Annotated in this window: 24 protein-coding genes, 1 pseudogene and 1 riboswitch; of the genes and pseudogenes, 9 read left to right on the top strand and 16 right to left on the bottom strand. The window is 37.7% G+C overall.

Annotated features, from left to right (window positions below; translation table 11 throughout):
* The first annotated feature begins 10 nt into the window (after positions 1-10).
* The gene (gene ligD / locus CEQ21_RS20825; protein WP_185766156.1) at positions 11-1219 is read left to right on the top strand and encodes a DNA ligase D; all 1209 of its coding nucleotides are present in this window, start codon (positions 11-13) and stop codon (positions 1217-1219) included.
* A 57-nt stretch (positions 1220-1276) separates the two neighbouring features.
* On the opposite strand, the gene CEQ21_RS20820 is transcribed toward ligD, so the two are convergent.
* Together CEQ21_RS20820 and CEQ21_RS20815 are read right to left on the bottom strand one after the other, a co-directional pair.
* Complete coding sequence (locus tag CEQ21_RS20820) at positions 1277-2776, bottom strand: helix-turn-helix domain-containing protein (RefSeq protein WP_185766155.1); 1500 nt, start codon at positions 2774-2776, stop codon at positions 1277-1279.
* A 104-nt stretch (positions 2777-2880) separates the two neighbouring features.
* Entirely contained in the window at positions 2881-3537 is a 657-nt protein-coding gene (locus tag CEQ21_RS20815) for a response regulator transcription factor (RefSeq protein ID WP_185766154.1), read from the bottom strand.
* 450 nt (positions 3538-3987) lie between these two features.
* On the opposite strand from CEQ21_RS20815, the gene CEQ21_RS20810 reads away from it, so the two are divergent.
* A complete protein-coding gene (locus tag CEQ21_RS20810; RefSeq protein WP_185766153.1) occupies positions 3988-4572 on the top strand; it encodes an HD-GYP domain-containing protein in 585 nt (194 codons plus the stop codon).
* 40 nt (positions 4573-4612) lie between these two features.
* On the opposite strand, the gene CEQ21_RS20805 is transcribed toward CEQ21_RS20810, so the two are convergent.
* From CEQ21_RS20805 to ribE (CEQ21_RS20770), 8 genes and pseudogenes are all read right to left on the bottom strand, one after another.
* Positions 4613-5554, bottom strand: a complete 942-nt coding sequence (locus tag CEQ21_RS20805) for an ATP-dependent DNA ligase (RefSeq protein ID WP_185766152.1) — start codon at positions 5552-5554, stop codon at positions 4613-4615.
* A 95-nt stretch (positions 5555-5649) separates the two neighbouring features.
* Positions 5650-6288 (bottom strand): FMN-dependent NADH-azoreductase, encoded by a 639-nt coding sequence (locus tag CEQ21_RS20800; RefSeq protein WP_185766151.1) that lies wholly within the window; start codon positions 6286-6288, stop codon positions 5650-5652.
* Between the two features lie 134 nt (positions 6289-6422).
* On the bottom strand, positions 6423-7409 hold the full coding sequence (gene dapF / locus CEQ21_RS20795) for a diaminopimelate epimerase (protein ID WP_185766150.1): 987 nt from the start codon (positions 7407-7409) through the stop codon (positions 6423-6425).
* A gap of 133 nt (positions 7410-7542) precedes the next feature.
* A complete protein-coding gene (locus tag CEQ21_RS20790; protein WP_185766149.1) occupies positions 7543-8778 on the bottom strand; it encodes an EAL and HDOD domain-containing protein in 1236 nt (411 codons plus the stop codon).
* A 228-nt stretch (positions 8779-9006) separates the two neighbouring features.
* Positions 9007-10302 carry an NCS2 family permease gene (locus CEQ21_RS20785; protein WP_185766148.1) on the bottom strand — a complete coding sequence of 432 codons (1296 nt, stop codon included), beginning with the start codon at positions 10300-10302 and terminating at the stop codon, positions 9007-9009.
* A gap of 215 nt (positions 10303-10517) precedes the next feature.
* Entirely contained in the window at positions 10518-10985 is a 468-nt protein-coding gene (gene ribE, locus CEQ21_RS20780) for a 6,7-dimethyl-8-ribityllumazine synthase (protein ID WP_185766147.1), read from the bottom strand.
* A 17-nt stretch (positions 10986-11002) separates the two neighbouring features.
* A pseudogene (gene ribB, locus CEQ21_RS20775) lies at positions 11003-11608 on the bottom strand (3,4-dihydroxy-2-butanone-4-phosphate synthase); the annotation flags it as partial.
* Between the two features lie 37 nt (positions 11609-11645).
* Positions 11646-12293 carry a riboflavin synthase gene (ribE, locus tag CEQ21_RS20770; RefSeq protein ID WP_185766145.1) on the bottom strand — a complete coding sequence of 216 codons (648 nt, stop codon included), beginning with the start codon at positions 12291-12293 and terminating at the stop codon, positions 11646-11648.
* Positions 12294-12698: 405 nt separating this feature from the next.
* Positions 12699-12848: riboswitch (FMN riboswitch) on the bottom strand.
* A 382-nt stretch (positions 12849-13230) separates the two neighbouring features.
* On the opposite strand from ribE (CEQ21_RS20770), the gene CEQ21_RS20765 reads away from it, so the two are divergent.
* Positions 13231-14031: an EcsC family protein gene (locus CEQ21_RS20765; RefSeq protein WP_185766144.1), complete on the top strand. Its 801-nt coding sequence runs from the start codon at positions 13231-13233 to the stop codon at positions 14029-14031.
* A 36-nt stretch (positions 14032-14067) separates the two neighbouring features.
* On the opposite strand, the gene CEQ21_RS20760 is transcribed toward CEQ21_RS20765, so the two are convergent.
* Positions 14068-15345, bottom strand: a complete 1278-nt coding sequence (locus tag CEQ21_RS20760) for an ATP-binding protein (RefSeq protein WP_185766143.1) — start codon at positions 15343-15345, stop codon at positions 14068-14070.
* A gap of 90 nt (positions 15346-15435) precedes the next feature.
* Positions 15436-16269: a helix-turn-helix transcriptional regulator gene (locus tag CEQ21_RS20755; protein WP_185766142.1), complete on the bottom strand. Its 834-nt coding sequence runs from the start codon at positions 16267-16269 to the stop codon at positions 15436-15438.
* 113 nt (positions 16270-16382) lie between these two features.
* Between CEQ21_RS20755 and fabF the strand changes: the two genes are divergently transcribed.
* Positions 16383-17615, top strand: a complete 1233-nt coding sequence (gene fabF, locus CEQ21_RS20750) for a beta-ketoacyl-ACP synthase II (protein WP_185766141.1) — start codon at positions 16383-16385, stop codon at positions 17613-17615.
* Positions 17616-17663: 48 nt separating this feature from the next.
* On the opposite strand, the gene CEQ21_RS20745 is transcribed toward fabF, so the two are convergent.
* Positions 17664-18452, bottom strand: coding sequence for a hypothetical protein (locus CEQ21_RS20745; protein ID WP_185766140.1), 789 nt, complete (start codon positions 18450-18452; stop codon positions 17664-17666).
* A 94-nt stretch (positions 18453-18546) separates the two neighbouring features.
* Here CEQ21_RS20745 and CEQ21_RS20740 point away from each other — a divergent pair, with 94 nt between their 5' ends.
* Complete coding sequence (locus CEQ21_RS20740; RefSeq protein ID WP_185766139.1) at positions 18547-19110, top strand: YdcF family protein; 564 nt, start codon at positions 18547-18549, stop codon at positions 19108-19110.
* A gap of 65 nt (positions 19111-19175) precedes the next feature.
* Here CEQ21_RS20740 and CEQ21_RS20735 read toward each other — a convergent pair whose 3' ends face one another.
* Both CEQ21_RS20735 and CEQ21_RS20730 read right to left on the bottom strand, forming a co-directional pair.
* Positions 19176-20030, bottom strand: a complete 855-nt coding sequence (locus CEQ21_RS20735; protein WP_185766138.1) for a patatin-like phospholipase family protein — start codon at positions 20028-20030, stop codon at positions 19176-19178.
* Positions 20031-20140: 110 nt separating this feature from the next.
* Positions 20141-20476 (bottom strand): DUF4870 domain-containing protein, encoded by a 336-nt coding sequence (locus tag CEQ21_RS20730; protein ID WP_185766137.1) that lies wholly within the window; start codon positions 20474-20476, stop codon positions 20141-20143.
* A 306-nt stretch (positions 20477-20782) separates the two neighbouring features.
* On the opposite strand from CEQ21_RS20730, the gene CEQ21_RS20725 reads away from it, so the two are divergent.
* The 4 genes from CEQ21_RS20725 to CEQ21_RS20710 all read left to right on the top strand — a co-directional run bounded on the left by CEQ21_RS20725 (position 20783) and on the right by CEQ21_RS20710 (position 24796).
* A complete protein-coding gene (locus CEQ21_RS20725; protein ID WP_285849543.1) occupies positions 20783-21322 on the top strand; it encodes an undecaprenyl phosphate transporter UptA in 540 nt (179 codons plus the stop codon).
* A 258-nt stretch (positions 21323-21580) separates the two neighbouring features.
* Positions 21581-22138 carry a GNAT family N-acetyltransferase gene (locus CEQ21_RS20720; RefSeq protein ID WP_185766136.1) on the top strand — a complete coding sequence of 186 codons (558 nt, stop codon included), beginning with the start codon at positions 21581-21583 and terminating at the stop codon, positions 22136-22138.
* A 113-nt stretch (positions 22139-22251) separates the two neighbouring features.
* Positions 22252-23349 (top strand): mechanosensitive ion channel family protein, encoded by a 1098-nt coding sequence (locus tag CEQ21_RS20715; RefSeq protein WP_185766135.1) that lies wholly within the window; start codon positions 22252-22254, stop codon positions 23347-23349.
* 88 nt (positions 23350-23437) lie between these two features.
* Positions 23438-24796: an MATE family efflux transporter gene (locus CEQ21_RS20710; RefSeq protein WP_185766134.1), complete on the top strand. Its 1359-nt coding sequence runs from the start codon at positions 23438-23440 to the stop codon at positions 24794-24796.
* A 34-nt stretch (positions 24797-24830) separates the two neighbouring features.
* Here the strand turns inward: CEQ21_RS20710 and CEQ21_RS20705 are convergent, their stop codons facing one another.
* The gene (locus tag CEQ21_RS20705) at positions 24831-26327 is read right to left on the bottom strand and encodes an HD-GYP domain-containing protein (RefSeq protein WP_185766133.1); all 1497 of its coding nucleotides are present in this window, start codon (positions 26325-26327) and stop codon (positions 24831-24833) included.
* Positions 26328-26354: the final 27 nt, after the last annotated feature.

Here is a 26354-nt window from a genome sequence, read left to right as displayed (position 1 = left end):
GAGTACTACCATGAAATATACTGCTTCCTTTACGATTACAGAATATAACCTTAAGGATAAGCTGTTTTCGGTAGGTGTTGCGGATAATGGCCTTATCAAAAATGTTGGACAGTTTAGTGAGGGCATGACAAAGGAAGAAAATGCTGCCTTACTCAGCATTGTGCAAAAAAATGCACAGTCAGAGAAAAATGTGATGTTAGTTGAACCAGGGATTTGTGTCGAGCTTTCATTTTCTGCGTTTAAAGACGAAAAAATTATTCAGCCTGTATTTGTCCAATTTCTTTTTCAAAAAGGCTGGCAGGAGTGCACTTATGAACAGCTACTTGAAGCAAGCGGACTTGATAAACTGGCTATCACCCACCCAGACAAACCATTATTTCCTGCGAACAATGTACGCAAAATAGATTTCATCAACTATTTAACATTGGCAGAAGAGAAAATGCTGCCTTTTTTACGCAATCGGCTACTGACAGTTATCCGATTTCCGCATGGACTGTTCGGAGAATCCTTTTATCAGAAGCAATGTCCTGATTATGCACCAGCATTTGTTGAAACAAGCCAGAAGGAAGATATTAATTATATTGTCTGCAACAATCAACAAACATTGCTCTGGCTTGGCAATCAGCTTGCGTTCGAGTTTCACATCCCGTTTGAGACAATGCTGTCTGACAGTATGCCATCAGAAATTGTCTTTGATTTAGACCCACCATCAAGAGATCATTTCTATATGGCAATTAAAGCTGCACAAATCCTCAAGCAGGTTCTCGACGGACTAAAGCTTGTTTCTTTTATAAAAACATCTGGCAATAAAGGGATACAAGTATATATCCCACTGCCAGAAAAAACTTACACGTATGAGGAAGCAAGAATTTTTACAGAATTTATTGCAAACTATATGATAACGGTTGAACCAGAATTATTTACGATTGAGCGCTTGAAAAAAAATCGCCGTAACCGCCTTTACATCGATTATATCCAGCATAGCGAAGGAAAAACGATTATTGCTCCCTATTCTGTCAGAGGGAATGAAGGTGGATATGTAGCTTGCCCGATATATTGGGAGGAACTCACAAATAATTTATCACCAAAAGCCTTTACAATGGAGTCTGTGTCAGATCGGCTAAAAAACGGGGAAGATCCCTTCCAATTCTTTTTTGCAACAAAGGAAAAGCAATCATTAAAGGAAGTCCTCCGTTTCATCCAGTCAAACCATTCATGAAGAAAAAAAGAATCCCATCAACATTTAGATGGGATTCTTAACCTACATAACAATATATCAAACTGACTCATTGAACGGATAAACCATATCCTTTGTAACTCCTAAATCACCAAAAAAATGATCCTCAATAAAATGACTTATTTCTCTTAATTCAGCACTTGTTGGAAAGGATGAAATGATAATTTTCGGAATATGCTCGATACAGGCATCTGAAGGATTCAATTCGCCTGCTGAAATAAGCAAATCAAACTCCTCATACATATACAGCAGATGAACACTTGAAGGATCAATACAGGTTATTTTCAGCTTGCTGTCAAAATGGTAGTTCAAAATCTCCCGGATGTAATCCTTCTCACTATAGGTTCTGCACATAACAGCCACCTGGATTTTGTGGTTATTCCATCTTCTGATTATAGCAGCCTGAGTAATCGCAAAAATTTCAAGTATATCAAGCTTTTTTAACAAAAGGGAATAATGCGTAAAACACTCTTTTGCAATCTGTGCAATCGCCTGATAAAGCTGGTTTCCTTCAAAAAAATCTAAATATTGCAGAGCAGAATTCTTCACAGTTTCTGTCTCAAATTCCGTTTCAACCGAAATTCGTTTTAGTGACTGATAGAAGTGAAACAAAAATATGTCGTCCTGTGATATTGGTACACCAATATACTTATCTAACTTTTTGAGAAAGACGGACATCGGATAGCCTCTTTCGCTTTTCATTGATTTATGAATATACTGCAAGTGCTTTGTTCTATTTAACGGTCTTTCCTCACTCATAATAAATATGGCAATGTACAGAATTTCCTGTAATTGAATTTCTCTGCGCGGACATTTAATCATAAAAGGCGAAAGCCTTTTAGTCAATTCAAAATACTTGCTGCCTTCATGTGTCTTTAAGACAGAATCTGGATATGAAATAAAATGACCCATTGATGCACGATGATTGGCTATAAATAAAATAATCGTCAAGCGATAGAGTGCACCTGTTCGATAAGACATTGAAAACCGCGAAAACATTTTAACCAAATGCTCTTGGAATTTTCCAGCATCAAGCTCTTCTTTGACAAGATTCGTTTCAAAGGACATAAAATCTAAATACTGCATAATGAAGCGTCTAATTTTCCTTTCATCACCTTCAAGCCGAAATGGACTTGCTGATAATGTGACTTCTGCCTCCTTAACTACCTCCTGCAATTTTTCCAAGTGCCTGTATGCTGTTGATCTGCTTATATGCACTTCTTGACATATTTGAGAAACATCAACCCCATCATTTAAAAGAATGATTTTCAGTGTATGCAAATACGTGTTCTTTTCTCTTATTTGCCCCAAAAGACCCTCAAGTGTTCCATTTTCCGGCTTAATGAGTCTGACACCATATGCTTCATTCTTCTCGAATACCCAATCTTCCGGTAATACGCTTTCAAGAAATTCCAAATCTCTCCAAATGGTTGTTTTTGAAAAGCCTGTCTTATCCGAAATCACCGCTAAACTATTCCACTTTTCATCACTTAGCAGTTGAAAAATTATATCAGAGTACCGCTTATAAAATCGATTCATCCTTATCACCTTTTTGCCGAGATTTGCCTTTTACTGTCTTGGTACGATAAAAATATTGCAAAACGTATCATCAACAATATGGTCTCGGTAATATCGCTGGTTCGTTATTCAAATTTTACCCATCCGTATTTAATCGCTTTAACAACAGCCCTTGTTCTGCATTCTGTATCTGACTTTTTTAAGATACTACTAATATGGTTTTTTACTGTTTTATCACTTATATGCAGCTCATCAGCAATTTCAAAATTACTTTTCCCTTTTACAAGCGATTGGAGAACAACCTGCTCGCGTGTTGTAAAAATACTAGTACGTCCAGATTTATATTTTTTTGTTCGATCTGATAGCTTACGATATTCTTTGAGAACCTCAGTTGAAATGTACGGATCCATATAATTTCTGTTAGAAAGGAGGTTCCGCACAGCTTCCTTCAACCAATCCTCTATTCTTTCAATGGAAACAAACCCCATTACTCCTGCACGTAAAGACGCAGTTAACTCTATGTCTTGTTCATCAGAAAAAACCATGATAATTTTCGCTTCCGAAGCTTCCTCAATAAGCTCTTTCGCAGCTTCCACCCCGTTAACATTGGGCATTTTGCTGCACATGATAAATATATCTGGATTGTGGGCTCTCATGATTGGCAATGCAAATCTCCCATCTTGACCTTCTGCAACAATGCGATAGGATTGTTCCATCCTAAGACTTTGTCTCATTTTCTCTCTTGCAAGTGGATCCTTATCTAAAAGTGCAATTTTAGCCATAGATTATTGTCTCCTCTTTAACTTCTTCCGAGTTAGTATTTGCAAGCTAATGAAGCATTCCTATTTATCCTCAGAGGATTTGTATTAGAAAACATCAAAGGTATAAATGCTAGGATTTTTTTGAAAGGACAAATAGGAATTAAGGATTGGAGTGCAAATAATAACAATTTACATTTTACAACAAGGAATTAAGTGATTCGTCTCAACATTGAAACGGAGCTTTTCAAAATAAACCATTAACAACTTTCCCGTTGTAACAATACGCTGAAGAAGGATTTCAACTTCTAATTGGAGTAGATTTATAAACCAAAAAATATAAAGATAGTAATTTAAATATTTTTTCTTCAAATATTAAATAGACCGTTTCGAAAATGAGAAACAAAATATGTAAATAAGTGGTACCCTAAATTCAGATAGATTTTCCATACTAATTAAAGGGAGAAATGTTGAATGAACAAACATATTCAGGAGCTAGTATGCAGTTTATTTAAACACTGCAGGAATACTTTGGGCCACTCACTGCGAGTCGCAGACGAGCTGCATAATTTCAGTTCCTTTATCGACATTAAGCCGTCTGCTGAAATCTATTATATGGGTGCAGTTCATGATATTGGGAAACTTAACATTAGCAGGAGCCTGCTGAACAAATCAGGCAGGCTTACCATTTCAGAGAAGCATGAACTTAAAAGTCATACCTTTTATGGAAAACAAATATTACAGGAGAGAAAGATGTTTACAGAGGAGTTTATGAATGTCATTTTATATCATCATGAGAATCTTGACGGTAGTGGCTACTATGGCTTAAAAGGACAAGAGATACCTCTATTTTCAAGGATGCTTCGAATTATTGATAGTTATGATGCAATGCTTTACGGAAGAGCTTATCAACTTCCAAGTAACGAAGAGCAAATTAAATTAGAAATAGAAGCATTAAATAAAACTGTCTATGATGAAGAGTTAGTCTATTCTTTTTTCAACTATATAGAATCAAAAAAATATCGCATGTTAGAGGAGAAACTTCAATTGTCTCGATAGAGCGCTGCAAAGCTACACCTAATATGCAACGCCCACTTCTTTACTCTTCCTTTTCCAGTCTGCACTCAAGCGGGTCTGCAGTTACGAATGCTTCTATGATTGGATGCCTTAATGTCTGGTCCTCAATCCATTCAAGAAAGCTGACCTTTACAGTTAGAATAGGCTTTAACCAAACCATGGCAGATTTACCATATCCAACATTTGTAAAAGAACAGTTATCAGTTTGCAATGTAACAAGAATTTTTGTAAGCTCCACCCAATCCTTGTTTGTCAATTTACCGTTGCCTACGCTTCCGATGTAAATCAAATTAGTATCTTGATCATACAAGCCAAGATGCAGGGAATTTGCAACACCGTTTTTATAGGTGACACCGCCAATAACGGCAATCAAGTCATGCTGTTTCTTCCTTTTTAACCAGCGTTTATCCTTAGCGCCAATTGTATAGGAACTTGTCAAATCTTTAAAAACTACTCCTTCTAAATCATTGCTGAGGCAGGCCTGCAGCAGCCCTTCTTTGTCACTGAAGCTTTCGACGAGCTGAACATGCTCCATAGGTCTTATCAAAGCTTTAAGGAGCTCCATTCTTTCTGCTAAAGGCTTGTTTGTTACCCAGCTTCCGTTTAAATAGAGAATATCAAAAACCATATAGGTTATCGGTACCCGATTCATCATTCCGCCATTGCGATCGATATTTTTAAGGCGATCTCTTTTCATCACTTCATAAAAGGAGGGCTTCCCATCCTTTAAAGCAATTATTTCACCATCTACAATGAATGAGTCCTCTTCTAAATAGGTGGATGCTTGAAGCAATTCAGGGTATTGTTTAGTCCTTTCATTCAGTTTACGATTAAAGAGCTTGGTATTGTCGCCATCGTGGTATGTTAGAATTCTTGTCCCATCCCACTTTACTTGTGCTATCCAGTTGTCGCCAATGGGTACGGACTCTGTTACTACTGGTTCAAAAGGGACGATTGGTTTCATTTAATTTCCCATTCCTTTTTTTCTTTAACATGCCTCTAATACAGCTTTTTATCCCATAAAAAAGGAGCTGCCTAATCATAAGCAGCTCCACATTTTTAAAAGGTTTTCGCTAAATCCTTTGCTCTTGCAATTCCTTTTTCTTTAATTTCCTGGGCTTTATCTGGCATTGCAGCTTGACCTTCAACAAATATCCCTTCCAAAGTAGGAATGCCAAAGAAGTGCACGAGTATCGCATTTAAATAGCGATGTCCCATTTCCAATTCAGCCGCTGGACCTTCCGAATAAATACCGCCCCGTGCTTGTATATGGAGTGCTTTTTTGTCTGTCAACAAGCCAACAGAACCTTTATCTGTATATTTGAAGGTTTTGCCTGCAACAGCAACAGAGTCAATATAGGCTTTTAAAACAGGTGGAAAGGAGAAGTTCCACATCGGTGTAACGAAAACATACTTATCCCCTCCGACAAATTGATCACTCAATTCACCAAGTCTGCTCACTTTTGACTTTTCCTCGTTTGAAAGCTCTTCAAATCCTTTACCTGATTGCAGCTTGCCCCACCCGCTGAATACATCATTGTCTATATGCGGAATCACTTCCTTATACAGGTCGATATAAACAATTTCATCATTTGGATTTTGTTCTTTATATGAATCGATGAACGCTTGTCCCGCAGCCATGCTAAAGGATTGAGAGTGATCATTTGGATGTGCCGTAATATATAATAATTTTGCCATTTTGTACTTCCTTTCCATTACAAGACTAGGGTCTTATTTTTTGAAGGAAAGACGGAAATCATACCAACAGAACATTTACATATTCTTCCATATAAAAAACGCCTGAAAGAATTAATCTTTCAAGCAAAAATTACTTATACAAGTTTGTCGTTTATATATGCTTGTGCTGCATCCTGCAGCTTGCTGTAATGAATAGCTTCTTGCTCCTCCATCACTTTTTCAAGAAGTACAAAATCACCAGGCTTCGCAAGGTCTGTTTCTACAAATGCTTCGTATACATTTGTGGCATTACCAATTAGGTCAATGCGATAGTTCCCATCATTTTCATGCACAAAACAACGTACTTTTCCGCCATTATTATAAACCTCAATGTAATCACCTGACTTATTGAAGCCGTTTAAAATAGATACAAGTGTTGATGCAGACATCGCAGTTCCGCAGGCATTTGTAAATCCAACACCACGCTCGTATGTTCTGACATAGATGCTTCCTTTGTCCAATATAGACACAAAGCTCACGTTAACTCCATCAGGGAAAAGCTCATTAGGTCCATTTACATAGCTGCTAATTTCCTCTTGAACAGATGATTCGATGGTTGCTTTGTCGACAATTGTAATTAGATGCGGATTAGGGACTGCTAAGGCAGTAAATTCCAGATTAGCATGAAGGCTTTCAATCTTTTCGTTTAGCAAAGTCTCTTTACCGACATGCAAAGGTAAGTCCTTTGTCTGGAAGGAAACTGGCGATATTTCCACTAAATATGTCGGTATGTTTGGAAAGATATCTGCTTCATTTTTCACTTCCAAGTTAGCTTTCATTGTTTCAATTACAGCTTCCTCCACATTAAGCAGCTCACAAACGTAACGTGCCACACAACGGATTCCATTACCACACATCGAAGCTTCAGATCCATCTGCATTGAACACTCTCATGCGAGCATCTGCCTGCTGGCTAGGCATGACAAATAGTATTCCATCTGCGCCTAATTCGGTGCTGCGATTACAAAAAGCAATTGCTAAGCTTGCACGTTCTTCCTCTGTAAAAGTGTAGCTGTTTGAAATCTCATCTATAATTAGAAAGTCATTCCCGCTTCCATGACATTTTGTAAGTTTTATTTTCATATGTAACCCTCCAACATTAACTTTATCTCATTGTACTTCTCTTTTTGCTATTTTTGCAATTGTAACATTTTTCGTAAAGCAAATTTGGATAAAAAATAAGCCAGCATTCGCACTCAGAATGCTGGCTTATTTTTTAACCTTTTTTATCTTCCATGAGATCCTTCGCCCAATTAAGAGATTCTGCATAAACCTTAAACAATTCTTTCTCTTCTATGTTCAGTTTCTTGCAGCCTTTGCTTATAAGTACCCAGTCTGCTTTTTCAACAGCAAGTACAAGATCAAGAACATCTCTTTGTGTATTACTTTCGCCTGAGAGTGCATCCATGATTGCTTCGTCAAGTGGCACTTGTGTTAAAATATCCTGCATATCTAAATTTAAGATCGTATCCATTAAAGAAAACATTCCTGTCAAAAAATGTCCAGAGGTATTTCTTTTCCCTGGAATTAGATCTGCAACAGACTCACACATTCTGGCCCTGATTAGACAATTGGACATTACTTCATATGATATACCGTTATTCCAGTCCCTTTCCCGTACAGCCAGCACATACAACCATTTCTGAAGTTCCATTAACCCAATAAGAACAATTGCTTGTCTTATGCTCGTAACCTTATGCTTAAGGCCGAATCCTAACGTATTAATTAATTTAAGGAGCTTGTACGACAAGGAAATATCCTGTTCAATCAGATTGGTAATCATATCAATATCCGGGTCTATGGAGCGAATATGCTTGGAGATACCATAATATGTATGGATATATGCAGGAACATCATGTGTAGACATGATTGCAGGCTTTGAGAAAAAATAACCTTGAAAATAATGATAGCCAGAATTTCTAGCTTTTTCATATTCTTCTCTTGTCTCAAGCTTTTCGGCAACCATCTCCTTGCCAAGCTGTTTTGCAAGCGCCTCTATTTCCAGTCTCTCTTCCTCATTTGTATTCATAAAATCCACTTTAATAATATCTGCAGCTAGTAATAACTCATAAGCGTATGGATTGCTGTTATCAAAAATGTAGTCATCGAGCGCCACTTTATAGCCTAATGACTTTAATTCTTTGCATATGTCAATAATTTTTCTGCTTGGTTCGACAGTCTCCAAAATTTCTATTACGATATCTCGTGGTTGAAAATATGTAGGCAGCCCTAAATCCAGAAGATTTTCAGTAAAATTAATAAAACAAGGCTTTCCGTCAGATAGTTTTTCAATCCCAATATTTAAAAAACTGTTGATAATTACATCTGCTGTCGCATGATCACCGTCGATGTTCGGAAACATGTTGACTTCATTATTGCGATACAGCAACTCATAGCCGTACACTTCTTCCATTCTATTGAACAGCGGCTGCCTGGCCACAAAAACTTCCATTGAAATACCTCCGAACTTCTTTTCTACTCATTTCAAAATATTTAGTTTTATTCTAATAAACGATGTCTCCAAAGGCTGTCGAACGATGGAGCTTTTATAAAAAGTGACTATCTACTCTATTATAATGGGTAATTTAGCGTATACCAAAATTTCCGAGCAGAATTTTTTTCGTTATCTCAATATAAAACTGGCTGCCATAAAAGGAAGTCCTATGGAAGCCAGTTATCATCAATGTGTATATTGAAGGACAAAATTTATTAAGAACAAGGAAGAAATGAAGTATAAAGGCAAAGATACTTCTTTAGCTTTTCCAAGTGCTATCTTTAAAATCGGATACAATATAAATCCGATTGCCATACCGTCCGCAATGCTATATGTGAAAGGAATCATCGCAATTATAAAAATGCTTGGAAAACTTTCACTCATATCCTTCAAATCAAGATTGCGAATATTTTGCAGCATTAGCCCGCCAATGATGATTAAAATCGGGGCAATGGCACTATTCGGTATCATCTTTATTACGGGAATAAAGAAGGCGGAACAAATGAACAACAATGCTGTCGTAATAGATGTTAGTCCTGTTTTTCCTCCTGCTGTCATACTGGCAGTACTTTCCACTGTCGCAACAGTCGGACTGCTGCCAAATAGCCCTGACAACATAACGGAAATGGAATTTGCCTGAAAAGCTCGTTTAAAACGCTCTGACTTCCCAACATATTGAACATGACTTGATACAAGACCAATATTCTCAAAAACAAGTACCATGGACAGTGAGAAAACAGCAATCCAAAAAGGTATGGAAATAATATTCTCAAAGGACATATGCCCAAACACATTCCAATAATCCTTTAACTGGACAGATTCTCCTGCACTTCCTGGTTCAATTAAGCCAAACATCCAAGAAATCAGTGTTCCAACGATAATAGTAATCAGGAAGTTTCCTTTTACATTTCTCAAAAACAAGATAATGCTGATGATTAATGTAATAACAGTTGCCAATACATGCAAGTCACTGAGGGAGCCTAATGCAATAATAGAATTGCTGCCCTTTTCAACGATTCCGCCTTTTTCCAAGCCAATCAGCATAAGAAATAGACCGAGTCCAACTGTCAGTGACTCCTTTAGAGAACTTGGGATCGCCTTGCTGACGATTGCCGCTAGCTTAGTAAAGGCAATCAGCATGAACAATAATCCAGAAACAAAGACAACAGCAAGCGCTTCCTGCCAACTTAGCCCCATTGACTGGACAATTGTGTAGGAAAATAGTGCATTAATCCCCATTCCTGGAACAAGCAATATTGGTACATTTCCAAGAAACCCCATTAAAAAACAACCAACGACAGATGTTAAAATGGTAGCGATTATTGCTGCTTCAAGTGGAATTCCAGCCTCTGACAAAATAAGCGAATTAACAGCGACAATATAGACAACTGTAAAAAAGCCAATCAGACCTGCAAAAAATTCCCCTTTGAAAGTAGCTTCGCTCTCCTTCATCTTAAAGAAATCTGATAGATAGTTTTTCATTTAGTAAACCTGTGTATTTATAGCCCTCTCCCTACCCGCATCACCTTAAAAATACGTTTCAGACACATAAATCTTTAGTCCTAATTTGTTTTATTTTATTAAGGGAGCCACAATTGAATATGATAGCAGATTTCCATTACTTTGCCAATCTTTTTAAATGAAAATTGGCCAAATCCTGCACCATAAAAATGGAGGATTTGACCAATTTTTTGAGATTAAATTATTTCCTTGTATAAGTTTGCCATTTCAATCGCATTAACTGCCGCTTCCCAGCCTTTGTTGCCGGCTTTTGTACCAGCTCGCTCGATTGCCTGTTCAATCGATTCTGTTGTAAGAACTCCAAAAATTATAGGAACTCCTGTTGATAAAGACGTGCTTGCCACCCCTTTTGCGACCTCATTGCTAACAAAATCAAAATGCGGTGTTGCACCACGGATAACTGTTCCTAATGTGATTATTACATCATACTTCTTTGTTTCTGCTAATTTTTTTGCTGCTAGTGGAATTTCAAAAACACCTGGTACCCACGCAACATTAACATTTTCTGCTTCAACACCATGGCGCTTAAGAGCGTCCTCTGCACCAGACAAAAGTCTTGTTGTAATGAACTCGTTAAATCTTGATACGATAATGCCAACCTTTAGCCCGCTTCCAATTAAGTTACCTTCAAATATTTTTGTCATATTACTGTCTCCTTAGCTTCTTCTCTTTTTTGTCTATATTCAATAAGTCCTTTTATCGTAACCAATTTCATTCCAAACTTTTGTGACATTACTTTTAAATCATCTACTCTGGCCATCGTTCCATCATCTTTTAAAATCTCGCAAATGATTCCAGATGGAGAGTAACCTGCTAATTTCGCTAAATCAACGGCAGCTTCTGTATGGCCATTTCTGGAAAGAACACCGCCTTTATGGGCAATTAGCGGGAATATATGGCCTGGTCTTGTGAAGTCCTTTGCCTTAGCTCCGGGGGCCACCATTTTTTCAATCGTTAACGCCCGTTCAAATGCACTTATTCCTGTTGATGTTTCTTTATGATCAACACTCACAGTGAAAGCTGTCCCCCGAGGATCACTACTATTATCTACCATTGGCGTGAGTTTGAGCTCGTCGGCAAGCTCTGCCTCGATAGGAACACAAATAAGTCCTCTGCCCTCTTTTGCCATGAAGTTGATCATGTCAGGTGTTACCAAGTCGGAAATCCCTACTAGATCCCCTTCATTTTCCCTATCCTCATCATCTACTACGATGATCAGTTTACCTGCCTTTAAATCATCTAATGCCTCTTCAATTGTATGAAACATAGAATACTCCCCCTTCCTATTTATCAATAGAATCCGTTTAATAAAAGCCATTCTCCTGCAAAAAAGATGGTGTTATTTTGCTTGACTCGTTCTTGTCGTCTCTATTCATGAAGGAATAAAAATACTTCGCCATCATATCAATTTCAAGATTTACGATATCCCCAACCTGCTTTTTACCAACAATGGACTCTAGCGTTGTATGCGGGATAATACTTACACAAATAGAGCGGCTTTTTGTCTCAAAAATGGTCAGGCTCGTTCCATCTATGGCAATCGATCCTTTTTCCAATACGAGATGCGAGCAATCCTTTGGTATTTCGATTTCAAGACTGATGCTATTTTCAATTGGTTTTCTACTTAAAATGGTCCCAACACCATCAATATGACCTGTTACAAAGTGACCTCCAAACCTGCCATTTGCCGCCATTGCTCTTTCCAAGTTAACTTGTGAACCATTTGTCAGCCGCGATAGTGAAGTATCTTGAAATGTTTCAGGCATCACATCTGCAGTAAATTCATTTTGCTTAAAGCTTGTAACGGTAAGACACACCCCATTAACCGAAATGCTGTCCCCAAGCCTGATATCATTCATAATGGTTTTCGCTTGGATAGCAAGGACTAGCGTTTTGCCTGTTTTGGAGATATTTTTCACTACACCTGTTTCCTCGACAATTCCCGTAAACAAACCATCTCCTCCTCCCTCTATTGATTGTGATTAAATAGCTGCCTTCACACCTAAGTGGGGTGATTAAAGCATGTTGATTATTTATAATGTTGAGGATTATCCAGTAAGTGCTGCTGTATGTAAAACAGTTTTTTTCATTTTGACCAACCCTTTAAGAATTCATGCAATTAATTCATTAAATGCACTGTAGACCAGTACTGAAAAATAAAAAATCCCGTATAAAATAAATTTATACGGGAGATTGCATAACAAATAAAGGCGCAAATTTGGTATAAGGGTACACTAAATAAAGCTACACCTGTTTTAAACATGGACATAATTTAGCCCATAGTCAAAAAAGCGAACCTAAGTTAGCAATACTCACACCAAACACACTGAATCCACATAATGAATCAGCAGCTTTTGTTATTCCTTCTCCCATCCAGACTATACTGTCGGCTTTGGTTTCTCACCAAATCCACCGCCTTAAAAATTTTTTAAGCCGGGTCACGGGCTTAGAGCACACGAACGCTCATCACCGCCGGTTGGGAATTTCACCCTACCCCGAAGGCGACCACATAATGTGGTCCTTTACTATTTAATTGTTGCTAGTTTACACTACATTATATTAGAATGCAACTGCATTGCTTATAAATATATATCGAGACTTCAAGTGCAACTGTCTCCATTCCCCTAAAAACTTGAAACGGAAAATTATATTGGTATTACATTGAATAGTCTGTTTTTTGCTTGTACATAAAGGGGGTTGGAGTTATAGCATTACCCAGCCCTGCCTGGTTTTAGTGGTATATTCAAATAGTAATAAAAAATTTCATTAGAGCTTAAATAGCAATTTAATGTCCTAGTCTTTTTACAGTAATTTGGGAAACCATTTTTCGAGACTATCGTATTACTATTCAATATGAAAAAACATCTAATCAGAAATGGAGCAGCTTATATGACAGAAAATGAAGCCTATTTATTGAATGAGCTGGAGGAAGTCAGAAAATGGGAAAAAGACCAAAGCGGTTTATGGTTTTGGGAGAAGCTCAGTAGACTTCCCTTTAAATTAATAGATAAACTAACCCCTGCATTCATTCAAAATAAAATCGGTCAGCTTTTAGATGAAATGGGAAACTATATTCAGAGTGGTGGCAAACTGCTAAGTGATATATCTGCCTCTAAAAAATATTATAAGCATCTTAATGTGCAGCATTTTGACGAGGTTAAGGACTTGCCGTTAGATGAAATGAAATCTGCGGTCGCGAAATTGACAAAAAACCGCAAAAACATTGCGACCATCCAAGGGGCTAGTACAGGAATTGGCGGTTTCTTGACATTAGGAATCGATATTCCCATCTTGCTTTCGATGCAAATCAAAATTTTGCAGGATATTGCCATCTCTTACGGCTATAACCCAAATGAAAAAAAAGAGCGCATTTTTATTATTAAATGTTTGCAATATGTTTCAGCAGATGTATTAGGAAAAAACACGATATTGGATCAACTTTCCCACTTCGATCATGAAACAGATAAAGTGCAAAGAGAGGTTCTGCTTGAAATGCAAGGCTGGAAGGAGGTTGTCTTTGCCTATCGCGATACTTTTGGCTGGAAGAAGCTGTTTCAGATGGTGCCAGTTTTCGGGGTTGTTTTTGGCGCTTTCTCCAACCGTTCGATGATTCACGATATTGCCGAGACAGGTGAAATGTTTTATCGAAAACGCAAAGTATTAGAAAGGCTCGACATTCACCAACGTTAAGTGTATACAGATTCTATTTTCAAAAAAAGAAACGGATCATGATGCATGATCCGTTTCTTTTGATTTAGCACTATATTTAATGGGCAGGCGCATAATAAATGTTGTGCCATGCCCTTTTTTACTTTCTACTTGAATGGTGCCGCCCATTTCTTTAACGCAATTAAAAACAAACATCATGCCAAGTCCAGTCCCGTTTTTTCCTTTTGTAGAATAATAAGGCTCGCCAAGTCTTGCTATTTCTTCCTTACTCATTCCAATACCTGTATCAATGAAACGTATGATAATATCATTTTTTACTTTTTCTGTTTTAATTGCCAGTACTCCATGGGCATGCTCTTCCATTGCCTCTATTGCATTTTTGCATATGTTTATAAGGCATTGGTTGAAATATTGCTGATTAGCTATAATATGTATGCTGCTTATACTAAGCTCCACACGTACAGAATTCTTATTTGCCAAGGGCCCAAGTACCTTAACAACCCGATTAATCTCTTCTTGAATATCCAATTCTTTCACAGCACTGCATGGCTTTGGGTTGGCAAATGTTAAGTAGTCTTCTATTACCTTCACTGCCCGGTCAAGCTCACTTATTGATATTTCCAAATAGTTCTTTTGGTTATTAGTAAGAGATGTTTCTTGAAGGAGCTGCATAAATCCTTTTACTGATGTTAGTGGATTACGTACCTCATGGGAGATAGATGCTGCCAGCTGACTGACCGTTTCCATCTTTTGTGATTGCATGATTTTATGCTGCACTGTCCAAAGCTTTTGAATTGTCTCCACAACATAAATTATTAATGCCAATACTGATGAGAGAAGCAATGCATAAAGAATTGCCAGCTTAGTTGGGACATTAATTCCCGCTATCCAATTAACCATTAACAGAGTAAGTAAGGTAGAAATAGTTCCTCCTATAAAACTATAAATAATTTTCTTTCGAATTGACAACAACAGAAATCGCTTTCTCACATTTAATATAACCATCAAATGAACCGGAGCAATAATAAATGTGGTTATAACTCCTATGCCATCAAAAAAGCTTCTATACAGGATATTGACTAATGCTAAAATAATAGCTGCAATAGGCCCTCCATATAAGGAGCCGAAAATTTGGGCAACAAGCCGCAAATCAAACAGCGTACCATTCCCCACCTTAATTGGAAAACTCATACAGGCAATGATTGCAGCAGCAGATGTTAAAATCAGCAAATATTTTTTATTTTCAATTCTGCCATTCTGAAACACAAACAGCAGCGGTATAAAACAACAAAATAAAAAGAGGAAGAAACCGTTTACTAGTAAGTCGTCAAGCATGATGCATTCACCTATTCTATCCTTTTCTTTTACTTTCTTTTACTTTCATTTTATATGAAGGTATTTTATTGCACAATGCGTTTTTAGCTGCTATTTAATAAGCTGCTTCAATTTCTCTTCTGTTTCTGTACCGTCAACTGGTGTATAAATGCTGCATCTTAAATCATTTGCACCATGAACCTGCAGGGATGACAAGTTGTAGAGCATCTTGCCTGCCTTTGAATGTCGAAATTCAATCATAACTTCTGGTGCAGAGCTTACTTCACTTTCCTTCCACATCTTTTGGAAATCAGGATACTTATCTCCCATTTGTTGAATAAAGTGTGAATACCAATCATCAGCCATATACTGTCCTAAATAAGTACGGAAAATAGAAAGAAAACCCTGGACAAAATGCTCCCAGTTAACAGCAAGTGCCTTTAATTCTTTTCTCGCAAACAAAAGCTCAATCAAGTTCCGATTCTCTAAAGGCAACAAATTGAAGTTCAGGAATACTTGTGCTGCAGCTTCGTTCCAGCCAACTATAAAGCATCTTCTATCAGTAATAATTGTCGGACAATATTTAAGTTCTCTTAGAATTTTTTCTAAAGAAGGAGTGATTAATTCTCCCTCATCTAAAGTAATTTCTGTATTATGCGCTTCCTCAAAGGCCAGTCCAAATACATACTTTTTTTCGTCCTTACTCAATCTTAAAGCGTCCGAAACTGCTTCTAATACGGAAATCGACACTTTAATATCTCTGCCTTGCTCAAGCCATGTGTACCATGTTGTGCTGACTCCTGCTAGTTGTGCCACCTCTTCTCTGCGCAGCCCAAGTGTGCGCCTTCTCCCTCCAGGAGGTAGCCCAACCATCTGTGGCAGCAGCTTTGACCGCTTCGTTTTCAAAAACTCAGACAGTGCCCGAAGTCTTATCTCATCGTTCATACTTTCGTCTCCTTATTAAGCTAGTAGTATTTATAATAGGATAAACTACAACTTGTAATAGGATAAGTAAACGATAAAATAGATAAAAAAACAAGCTTTTGGAGGAATGAAAGATGAAAAGAGTCGTTGTCACAGGAATGGGTGTCATCTCGCCACTTGGAAATGATGTGAATCAATTTTGGGAAAATCTCTCTAGTGGAAAATCGGGCATAAGTAAAATTGAACAATTTGATGTATCTGATTTAAAAACGAAAATTGCTGGAAGTGTTACGAATTTAGATGCTGAAGGAAGATGGGGCACGAAGGAAGCGAAAAAGCTGGATCGCTTCGCACAGTTTGCATTAGCGGCCGCTGAGGAAGCGTTAATCGGTTCACAATTGAACCTAGAAAAAGTCGATAAGGAAAGAATGGGCGTATATGTCGGGTCCGGAATCGGCGGCCTCAATACACTTATCGATAATGTAAATATATTACAGGACAGGGGTCCAAATAGGGTCAGTCCTAATTTAGTACCAATGATGATTTCAAATGCAGCTGCAGCGCAGATAAGTATCAGGCTTGGTGCCTTAGGTCCATCTCTTTCGCCTGTAACTGCTTGTTCGATTGGAAATACATCTATTGGAGAAGCATTTAATGCGATTCGAAACGATGATGCTGACATCATGTTTGCTGGTGGCGCAGAAGCCGCAATTTCACGATTATCTGTGGCTAGTTTTGCAAATGCTAGAGCATTATCATCAAGAAATGACGAACCTGTGCTTGCAAGTCGTCCCTTTGATGAAGGACGGGATGGATTTGTAATGAGTGAAGGTTCGGGAATATTAGTGCTAGAATCTTTAGAACATGCCTTAAGTCGCAATGCGCCCATTATTTGTGAAGTTATCGGCTATGGTGCAAGCTCAGATGCCTATCATATGGTTGCTTCTCATCCAGAGGGAATTGGCGCATATACAGCAATGAGAAATGCATTGCGAAAAGCAAGCATCACAACTGCTGATGTGGATGTAATCAGCGCACATGCAACGAGCACGAAGGTTGGCGACATGTCAGAAACACTCGCAATCAAGAAGCTGTTTGGTGCAGATGCCCATCAAATTCCTGTAACTGCGAATAAATCAATGCTTGGACATATGCTTGGTGCAGCAGGTGGCGTAGAAGCAATCGCCCTCGCCAAAACACTACAGCACCAGCTTATTCCCCCAACCATCAATTTGCAAAACCCAGACGCAGATTGTGACTTGGATTATGTTGCAAATACAGCTAGAGAAAAAGCAATGACCATCGGCCTATCCAATTCATTCGGATTCGGCGGCCACAATTCAGCAATATTGCTTAAAAAATATTAATAACGCAGATGTGATTTAAAGGCTGGCAAATTTGCCAGCCTTTTTTCTTTAATGGTCCTTATAAGCAAATATTTTTGCCAAAATCGCATAAATATGAATTATATCTTTGTTTGCTGCAGAATGGTGGATAGTCACAACTGGATGGTTTGGGTCTAAAAAACGCTTTTGCCAATCCTTTGGCATCCAGCCCTTTTTCACATTTGCCAGTATTAAGCCGCCTTCCTTTTCAAGGCGATAATCAGTAAATGCAAGGGACCTTTTTAACACAAGCTGCTTATCATCATATATATAAATAGTTTGCACAGCCTTATCTGTTTTCTTTTCATCCATTTTACTGATCAGCTGGTTTTTTCTATTCCGAATCTCTATCGATTGTTTTCGCATCGTAAATTGATATTGAAGCATATCTTCCCCGTTATAGAAACCATATGTTTTTGACCGTAATCCGTCTAGAAATGCTGGCAAATACCACCTGAACAAAGCAAATTTTTCATCCCTAATTTCTCCGAGTACTAATCCCTCACCGTCAAAAATAAGCATCCTTAAAGATGGTGCAGGCAAAAAAGACAAAAGAACTGTCCGAGATTGAAGGAGAGACTTCACCTTTGTCTCTTCGAAAGTATTCGCAAGCCTCTCACATCGCCGTTTCTGAAGCAAGTACGAGGCAAATGCGGTTATACTGTATAAACAAAAGGGTATGATTAACAAAAGAAAGAGACGATTCAGCTTAATACTTAAAAACATTGCCAGAAAAAAGATGACTGGAAGGCAGCTGATAATGCTTGCGTTAAGATAAGCAGTTGCTGATTGTCTGTAGTATTTTTCGATATTCATCACGAACATGGCTCCTTACTGATTTTTTAAACATAATCTAGTATTCTATATTCTATTAACAGCCATTATCATCTATGATTGATTGGAGTGATATTTTTTGAAAAAAGTAAAATTTGCTATCCTCACAACTGCCGTACTGTTGATAGCCTGTACATCCTTTTACTATGTAAAAATGAAAAGAACCTCTGCTATAACACCCCCTGACGGAATACCTTATATTATTATCCTCGGGGCTAAAGTGGACGGCGAAACATTATCAAAAGTGCTTAAAAACCGGGCTGATGCTGCCCTTTCTTATTGGAATAATAATAAACAGTCTAAAATTATTGTATCTGGCGGTAAAGGAGAGGGAGAAAAGATATCAGAGGCTGCAGCACTCAAAAACTATCTTCTTGAAAAGAAAGTGCCGGAAGATAGGATACTCTTGGAAGATACGTCTACTTCTACTATTGAAAACCTACAAAACAGTAAGGACTTATATGACATAAAGGAAGTGACTATTGCCACAAGTGATTTCCACCTTTTCAGGGCAATCACAATTGCTGAAAAAATTGGTATCAAAGCACACCCTCTCGCGGCCAAAACACCGAACTCAGTGAAAGTCTCGTTAACATTGCGAGAATTGTTGGCTATTGGCAAAATGAAGGTGCTTGGATATTAATAGCTTTTATTGTTTGACATAAAACAAATCCCAATTGGCATACGACCAATTGGGATTTCATAGCTTTACATATATTCATGCTCTTTCATCTGTACAAGTGCTGCTTTTGCATCACGAAAGCCTTGCATATACAAATTTTCGAGTTTTTGAGGATTTCTTTCCATACGTCCGACAATCAATTTTTCCTGTGGTCTTATGACAAGTATGTTTCCATTCCGTTCTTCTTGTTCAATATATTCAAGCGTTTCATTATAATTTTTATACCTTGCCTGCATAGCTTGCTGTAATCCGGAAAATTGAGGGTATTTGCGTTTTATGAAAAACGAAAACCGCGATTTTGATTTACGATATCCTAAATTCCTTGTCAAAATGACGACATTTTTTGTGAAGCCATCCTCTACCGCCTTCTTAAGGGGGATAGGATCAGCAATGCCCCCGTCCAACAGCTTTTTCCCTTTAAAATCTACAATCGGTGCCAAAAACGGCAAAGAACTCGATGCTTCTAACGCCTTCAGCAGTTCCTGTTTATAATCCTGCTTACCATAAAAGACACTTTCACCTGTTTGAATATCAGTTGCCCCAATTTTAAACTCCGCTTCATTTTCGTAAAAGGCATGATAATCAAATGGCACCATCGTATTGGGGATTTGATTGTAAATGAAATCCATCCCAAAAAACTGGCCTGTTTGCCGAAAGTTCCGCCAAGACATATAGCGGGGATCTGTAACAAAATCCAAACTAACTCTTTTATTCCTGCCAACTTGCTTGGAAAGATAAGATGCTCCATAACTGGCTCCTGCCGAAACACCAATCACATATGGGAAATATACCTCATGTTCTAAAAAGCACTCAAGGGCTCCTGCTGTATACACACCTCGCATGCCGCCTCCCTCAAGCACTAGTCCTACCTTTTCTTTCATTTTCAATCCTTCTTTCTCTTCCCTTCATTCCAATCTATCATAGCGATTATTACAATAAAAGACAAAAAAAAGACTCCGTTCATGACGAACGAGTCTTTTATCACTTGGTACTATCTTATAATACGGATAATGAATGGAATTCGATATTCAACACCCTCGTATGCTCTGATTGCAGCGATAAGCGTAAATACAAATGCAGCAATTCCAACAAGTGGCATTAACACAAATCCGATCAGCACAAATATCAGCAACCAGCTTATTGCTCCGTATATAGCATAAGATATAAGGAAATTAAAATATTCTTTGCCGTGATACTTAACAAATGGTGAATCGCTTTTTATTAAATAAACGACTAATGGGCCGATAAATGCTGTAAAAAAACTTAAAACATAAATAAGCATGGCAAACAGTCTTTCGTCTTGGTGTACATCTTTACGGTAAGTCATTATGTCCTCCCTTTATAGATTGAAATTATTTGTCTTTATTATATACGAGCATATTCTTAATATGTTTCAGTTTTATTTACTTATTTTTCGCTTTAAGTAAAATTTAAGGGAAACACTTTAGTATTCCTTTTATGAATACCTATTAAACACTCATTTTAATTTCTTATTTCTATTTTGTCCATTGGTCATGTATACTTATGATTGACTATTCTTTATAGAAAATACAAATAATTACATTACGCGGGAGAGATGTAAGTGTCAGAATTAGTACATACAATTTTCGAATTTTTATCATCCTTAGGCTATATGGGTATAGCATTAGGATTAATGGTTGAAGTAATTCCAAGTGAAATCGTGCTAAGCTATGGAGGGTATTTAATCCATACCGGCCATATCAATTTTTTCGGCGCCCTGCTTGCCGGTGTCATCGGCGGAACAATTGCCCAGCTATTTTTATATTGGATCGCTCTTTACGGTGGAAGACCTTTTATCGACAAATATGGAAAGTATATTTTAATCAAAAGCTCTCATGTTGATGCTTCTGAAAAATGGTTTCTTAAGTACGGAACAGGCATGATTTTCCTTGCCCGGTTTATCCCTGTAGTTAGACATGCTATTTCCATACCGGCCGGTCTTGCGAGAATGCCGATTGGGCAGTTTACGTTATATACAACTGCAGCCATCATCCCATGGACCGTTTTGTTTTTATTGCTGGGAATGAGACTTGGCGACCATTGGGAGAATATTGAGACATATGCTAAGCCATACATCACACCAATTATCATTGCAGCAGTCTTATTGCTTGGTGCGTATATACTTCTGCAAATCCGCAAAAAAAATAAATAAAGACTTTACAATAACCTTACATTTACCTATAGGAATTTTAAAACTTTTTTTGTACAATAGAAGCAGTTCGACATTATTGCAGGAAAACAATAAATAAAATATAGGGAAGGCAAATGGTGCGCCACCTTTACGGTTCTAGTGGGTTCGATTCCCACCCCGAAATTTTTTACAAGTTACAAGTTGATAAAAAATTTCGAGGGCGGAGCGGTATTTGTCATTCTTCTGTTTTCTGCCCTCATGTATAAGGAGGGTATTTTTATGCTGAAAAAACGTGAATTGGAAGATTGTGCTGTTCTTTATGAATTAATGAAGCATTCAGATGTGTTTCCATTTGTTCGCCAAAAGGCAGCATCTTATGAAGAATATTTGTTTGTCACAAAACAAACAATTGAAGCGGAAGAAAAAGGAGAACTAATTTCTCGCACCATTCTTGATGAATGGCATAACCCGATTGGAACGATCAATCTGTATGATATACAAGACGGAATCGGTTTTTTAGGAACCTGGATTGGCAAGCCATATCACGGAAAAGGATACAATAAAATTGCCAAGGAACTGTTTTTTTCAGAAGCTTTCTTTGAATTAAATATTAACAGTATCTTAATGCGTATAAGAGAGCATAATCTTCGTTCTATTAAAGCAGCAGAAAAGCTCCCTTATGCCGTCCATGCCAATGAAACAAGAAAAACAATTGTAGAAAAACTCAAGGAAGAAACAGGAGTCAGCTACGAATTATTTGAAGTTCCTAAGGATGTTTTTACACTATACACAATGCGCTCAACGATAGACCAGACAGATGGTCTTATGGAGGCTTAAATATAAAGCTTGAAGGCTTATGCGCTTCAAGCTTTTTTCATGCATGCATACTTGCTTACTTCTTCTAATATAGTACAGATAGGACAACTATATTTAGAAGGAGTGTATTATTTATGAGTGATTTTTTAGACACCAATATTTGGGCCAGCCTGCTGCTGTCTATAATTGTAGTTGCGACAAGTCTATTGCTAAGAAAGTGGTTTACCAGCCATTTGTTTGCAATGGTCCTTTCCTATACACAAACGAAAAAGATTCATGCAGCAAGCACTATTCTTGTTGCCTTTGAAAAACCGATACGCTGGGTGTTTGTCGTGATAGGCATGCAGTTAGCTTTCCAGTTCCTCCCCTTTCAAACCATATCTGCAGCATGGGAATCAAGCCTTGTCCGCTCTTGCTTTGTTGCCTTATTAACATGGGGTTTGTTTAATCTAAGCAATGTGACAACACTGCTCTTTCCAAAGCTGATGACAAAGCTGGATATAAATGTTGATAAAATTATTGTTCCTTTTCTGACAAAAATGCTAAAAACACTTGTTTTCCTGTTCGGATTCAGCATTATTGCCCAAGAATGGGGCTTTAACATAAACGGCTTTATCGCTGGACTTGGTCTAGGTGGACTTGCGTTTGCTCTTGCAGCAAAGGAAACGGTCAGCAACCTTTTTGGAGGTATCGTGTTAATTACAGAAAAGCCGTTTACGATCGGTGATTGGATTAAGACTCCAAGTGTGGAAGGCACGATTGAAGATATCACCTTCCGCAGTACAAAGGTCCGGACATTCGCACAAGCCCTCGTAACTGTTCCTAATTCGACCCTTGCCAATGAACCGATTATCAATTGGTCTAAAATGGGGAAGCGGCAAGTCTCCTTTTACTTAAAGTTAGATATTCTTACAAAAACAGAAAAATTACATATGACTATTTCTGACATAAAGCAATTACTGCAGCATCATGAGGATGTACATCCTGAAACCATTCTCGTTTCCTTTGAGTCAATGAATGATACTAGTGCTGACATATTAATTTATTTCTTTACAAAGGCAACTGATTATGTCGGCTATTTACAAACAAAAGAGGATATTAATTTTCAAATAATTAGTATTCTAGAAAAGAGAAATGTATTATTTTCTGTTCCGAAAAGTGCTATTTATTTAGAAAGTGCAAAACAGGATAACAACAAAGAGTCGATGGAGCGCCTTCTTTCCCACGGGTAATTTTATTAGCAAAAAAAGTGTATTTGCCATATTTTCCTTTTATCTGTGATATAATCGTAACGTTATTGAACTAAAGAGAGGAAAAAGAATGAAACAAACCTTTACAACAAAGCAAAAACTAAATCAGATGCTAGTTATATTACTGCCTGTTCTTGTTACACAGGTTGGTATGTTTGGTCTTACCTTCTTTGATACAACCATGTCTGGTCATTACAGCCCAACTGATTTAGCTGGGGTTGCTGTTGGCAGTTCCTTATGGACACCGATTTATACTGGCTTAAGCGGTATATTGCTTGCTGTTCCTCCGATTGTCGCACAGCTGGTTGGAAGAAAAGAAGAATCAAAAGTAAGTTTTTCTGTTATTCAAGCCATCTATTTAAGTTTATCCATGGCAGTTTTATTAATTGTTTTTGGTTTTATTTTTTTGAAGCCAATCCTTCAATTAATGGGACTTGAGTCAGATGTCCAAGAAATTGCCTTTCGTTATTTGGCCGCACTTAGCACAGGTATTATTCCTATCTTTTTATATTTTGTATTGCGGTCCTTTATTGATGCACTTGGGCAAACTCAAGTGACGATGTTTATCACCCTTTCGGCATTACCTGTTAATATTCTACTGAATTATTTATTGATAAACGGCATTTGGATTTTCCCTGAGTTAGGCGGGGTTGGGACAGGATATGCTACAAGCATTACCTATTGGTATATGCTGCTGACTGCTCTTCATATTGTTTATCATAATCAACCATTTGCTGGATTTAAGCTGTTAAGTAAGCTTCATCGTATTTCGTGGGAAAAATGGAAAGAGATTCTGAAGATAGGTGTACCCATCGGCTTTTCGATCTTTTTTGAGACAAGCATTTTCAGTGCAGTTACACTGCTAATGAGTAATTATGATACGAATACGATTGCTGCCCATCAATCTGCTATAAACTTTGCTTCCCTCCTTTATATGGTTCCGCTTAGCATTTCAACTGCTTTGACCATTCTAGTTGGATTTGAAGTTGGTGCAGGCAGGCTGAAGGATGCAAAAAAATACAGTTGGATGGGAGTATTAACTGCTATCATTATCGCGTTTGTGAGCGGCATTATTCTGCTTGCTTTCCGCCAACAAATTGCAGGAATATATACAAATGATGCGGAAGTACTTAAGCTTACAGCTGGCTTCCTTATATATGCGATTTTCTTCCAGCTATCAGATGCCATCCAGGCACCAGTTCAAGGAGCATTACGGGGTTATAAGGATGTTAACATCACTTTGATTATGACGCTTATTAGCTATTGGGTAATCGGCCTGCCTTCAGGCTATCTTTTTGCTAATTACACAAGTCTTGGTCCATATGGTTATTGGATTGGCTTAATCGTTGGGTTAGCAACTGGTGCTGCCTTCTTATCGAGCAGACTTTATTCTCTCCAAAAGAAGCATATTACCTTAGCAACAAAATAGTAAAAGGGCGGATCAATTTTTGATCCGCCCTTTCTTAACTTATTTCTTTTTCCATCTTTCCTTCTGTCATTTTTCCGATAAAAGCTTCTACCATTTCTCCATCCCATTGTGTTTTTTTGCCTTCATGCAAAATGGACAGCGCTTTTGAAAATGGCATTCCCTTCCGATATGGCCTGTCAGACGTCATTGCATCAAAGGCATCAGCAACAGCAAGAATTCTGCCAAAGTAAGGTATCTCTTCCCCTTTCAGACCATCAGGATAGCCTTTGCCATCAAATCTTTCATGATGGGACCTGACACCTTCTAGAATTCTTGCCATTTCTTCCTGGGGCTGTACCTGCTTTAAGATATTTTCTCCAATAACCGGATGTGCTTTAATATAAGCAAATTCTTCCTCTGTCAGTTTGCCTTCTTTCAATAGAACATTATCAGGAACCCCTATTTTGCCGATATCATGCAAAATAGCTGTTTTATATAATACTTCCATATCTTCCTTCGACAGCTTTAAACTTTTTCCTATTAACTGTGAATAACCTGCAACCCTGGTGGAGTGACCTGCCGTATATGGATCACGGGCATCAAGGGTAGCACTCAATACCATCATAAAGCTGTCAAGCAGCTCCTTATTAACCCTTTCACGTTGAATGATTGAATCATTCATCTTGTGAAAGCCTTTAAAAAGATCAGCAAATTCATCTGTATAAACCGCACTGTTCGGCTGGGTGAATTGACTTGTGCCAACCTTTTTCATCAGATTTTTCAGCTGATAGATAGGTGTTATTATATCTCTTGACAGAAATCTCGCAGATAGAACGGAATAAACTAGAGTAATAAATAATATGACAATTGCCCAATTCCAATAAGGTAATTCTGTAAGATTGCCATTATCAATCAACTTAACTCTTGTTGAAAGCAGAATGATTACTAAAGGTAATACACTTATGCTGACAACAGTCAGTAAAAACTTCCTGTGAATGGATATAAACACCTTCTCTTCAATAACCAAGCTTTTTGGCATTAAAGATTTAATATAAATAGTGATCCCCTTCATTGTCCGTATAGTAAGGAAAAATTCAATAAATGCATGCAATATGGCAACAATAATCGCCGCAACAGTCGCATATAAAATGTAAATGGACGGCAGTTCAAGCTGGCCTGATCTAATAAAATAAATGGAAAATATTATTGCCGGAACAGACATTCCAAATAAGTGAGGAATAAGAATTCTTCTTACCGAAAACAACGGAAAGCTTTTCGAACGGTGATATGCCTCAACTAGGCTATTTACATCTCTTCGTCCATGCTTTAGCACACTTCGTAACGGGTTTATATCCTTATAAAAAAGGGCACCTTCTGCGCAAACCATGCATATAAAAGAAAGTACCATAATAAACCCAAGAATTTTCATGTCATCGCTGCTAATTTTCAAGCTGGTGTACATAAAGGCACCGCCTACCCCAAATACAGCCAGAAAAGAACCAATTATATAATTGTAAAACAGACTGTTCAACAGCTTTTTGTAAGTTTCCAAACCAATGCACCTAATTTTCCTAAAATG

It is taken from the genome of Niallia circulans (assembly GCF_007273535.1).
Classification (GTDB): domain Bacteria; phylum Bacillota; class Bacilli; order Bacillales; family Cytobacillaceae; genus Niallia; species Niallia circulans_B.
This window is presented reverse-complemented; position numbering and strand designations above follow the sequence as displayed.

Excerpts from the sequence above, each read along its gene's own strand:
- ligD (WP_185766156.1), top strand. The coding sequence starts at position 11 with ATGAAATATACTGCTTCCTTTACGATTACAGAATATAACCTTAAGGAT.
- CEQ21_RS20820 (WP_185766155.1), bottom strand. The coding sequence starts at position 2,776 with ATGAATCGATTTTATAAGCGGTACTCTGATATAATTTTTCAACTGCTA.
- CEQ21_RS20815 (WP_185766154.1), bottom strand. The coding sequence starts at position 3,537 with ATGGCTAAAATTGCACTTTTAGATAAGGATCCACTTGCAAGAGAGAAA.
- CEQ21_RS20810 (WP_185766153.1), top strand. The coding sequence starts at position 3,988 with ATGAACAAACATATTCAGGAGCTAGTATGCAGTTTATTTAAACACTGC.
- CEQ21_RS20805 (WP_185766152.1), bottom strand. The coding sequence starts at position 5,554 with ATGAAACCAATCGTCCCTTTTGAACCAGTAGTAACAGAGTCCGTACCC.
- CEQ21_RS20800 (WP_185766151.1), bottom strand. The coding sequence starts at position 6,288 with ATGGCAAAATTATTATATATTACGGCACATCCAAATGATCACTCTCAA.
- dapF (WP_185766150.1), bottom strand. The coding sequence starts at position 7,409 with ATGAAAATAAAACTTACAAAATGTCATGGAAGCGGGAATGACTTTCTA.
- CEQ21_RS20790 (WP_185766149.1), bottom strand. The coding sequence starts at position 8,778 with ATGGAAGTTTTTGTGGCCAGGCAGCCGCTGTTCAATAGAATGGAAGAA.
- CEQ21_RS20785 (WP_185766148.1), bottom strand. The coding sequence starts at position 10,302 with ATGAAAAACTATCTATCAGATTTCTTTAAGATGAAGGAGAGCGAAGCT.
- ribE (WP_185766147.1), bottom strand. The coding sequence starts at position 10,985 with ATGACAAAAATATTTGAAGGTAACTTAATTGGAAGCGGGCTAAAGGTT.
- CEQ21_RS20765 (WP_185766144.1), top strand. The coding sequence starts at position 13,231 with ATGACAGAAAATGAAGCCTATTTATTGAATGAGCTGGAGGAAGTCAGA.
- CEQ21_RS20760 (WP_185766143.1), bottom strand. The coding sequence starts at position 15,345 with ATGCTTGACGACTTACTAGTAAACGGTTTCTTCCTCTTTTTATTTTGT.
- CEQ21_RS20755 (WP_185766142.1), bottom strand. The coding sequence starts at position 16,269 with ATGAACGATGAGATAAGACTTCGGGCACTGTCTGAGTTTTTGAAAACG.
- fabF (WP_185766141.1), top strand. The coding sequence starts at position 16,383 with ATGAAAAGAGTCGTTGTCACAGGAATGGGTGTCATCTCGCCACTTGGA.
- CEQ21_RS20735 (WP_185766138.1), bottom strand. The coding sequence starts at position 20,030 with ATGAAAGAAAAGGTAGGACTAGTGCTTGAGGGAGGCGGCATGCGAGGT.
- CEQ21_RS20730 (WP_185766137.1), bottom strand. The coding sequence starts at position 20,476 with ATGACTTACCGTAAAGATGTACACCAAGACGAAAGACTGTTTGCCATG.
- CEQ21_RS20725 (WP_285849543.1), top strand. The coding sequence starts at position 20,783 with ATGGGTATAGCATTAGGATTAATGGTTGAAGTAATTCCAAGTGAAATC.
- CEQ21_RS20720 (WP_185766136.1), top strand. The coding sequence starts at position 21,581 with ATGCTGAAAAAACGTGAATTGGAAGATTGTGCTGTTCTTTATGAATTA.
- CEQ21_RS20715 (WP_185766135.1), top strand. The coding sequence starts at position 22,252 with ATGAGTGATTTTTTAGACACCAATATTTGGGCCAGCCTGCTGCTGTCT.
- CEQ21_RS20710 (WP_185766134.1), top strand. The coding sequence starts at position 23,438 with ATGAAACAAACCTTTACAACAAAGCAAAAACTAAATCAGATGCTAGTT.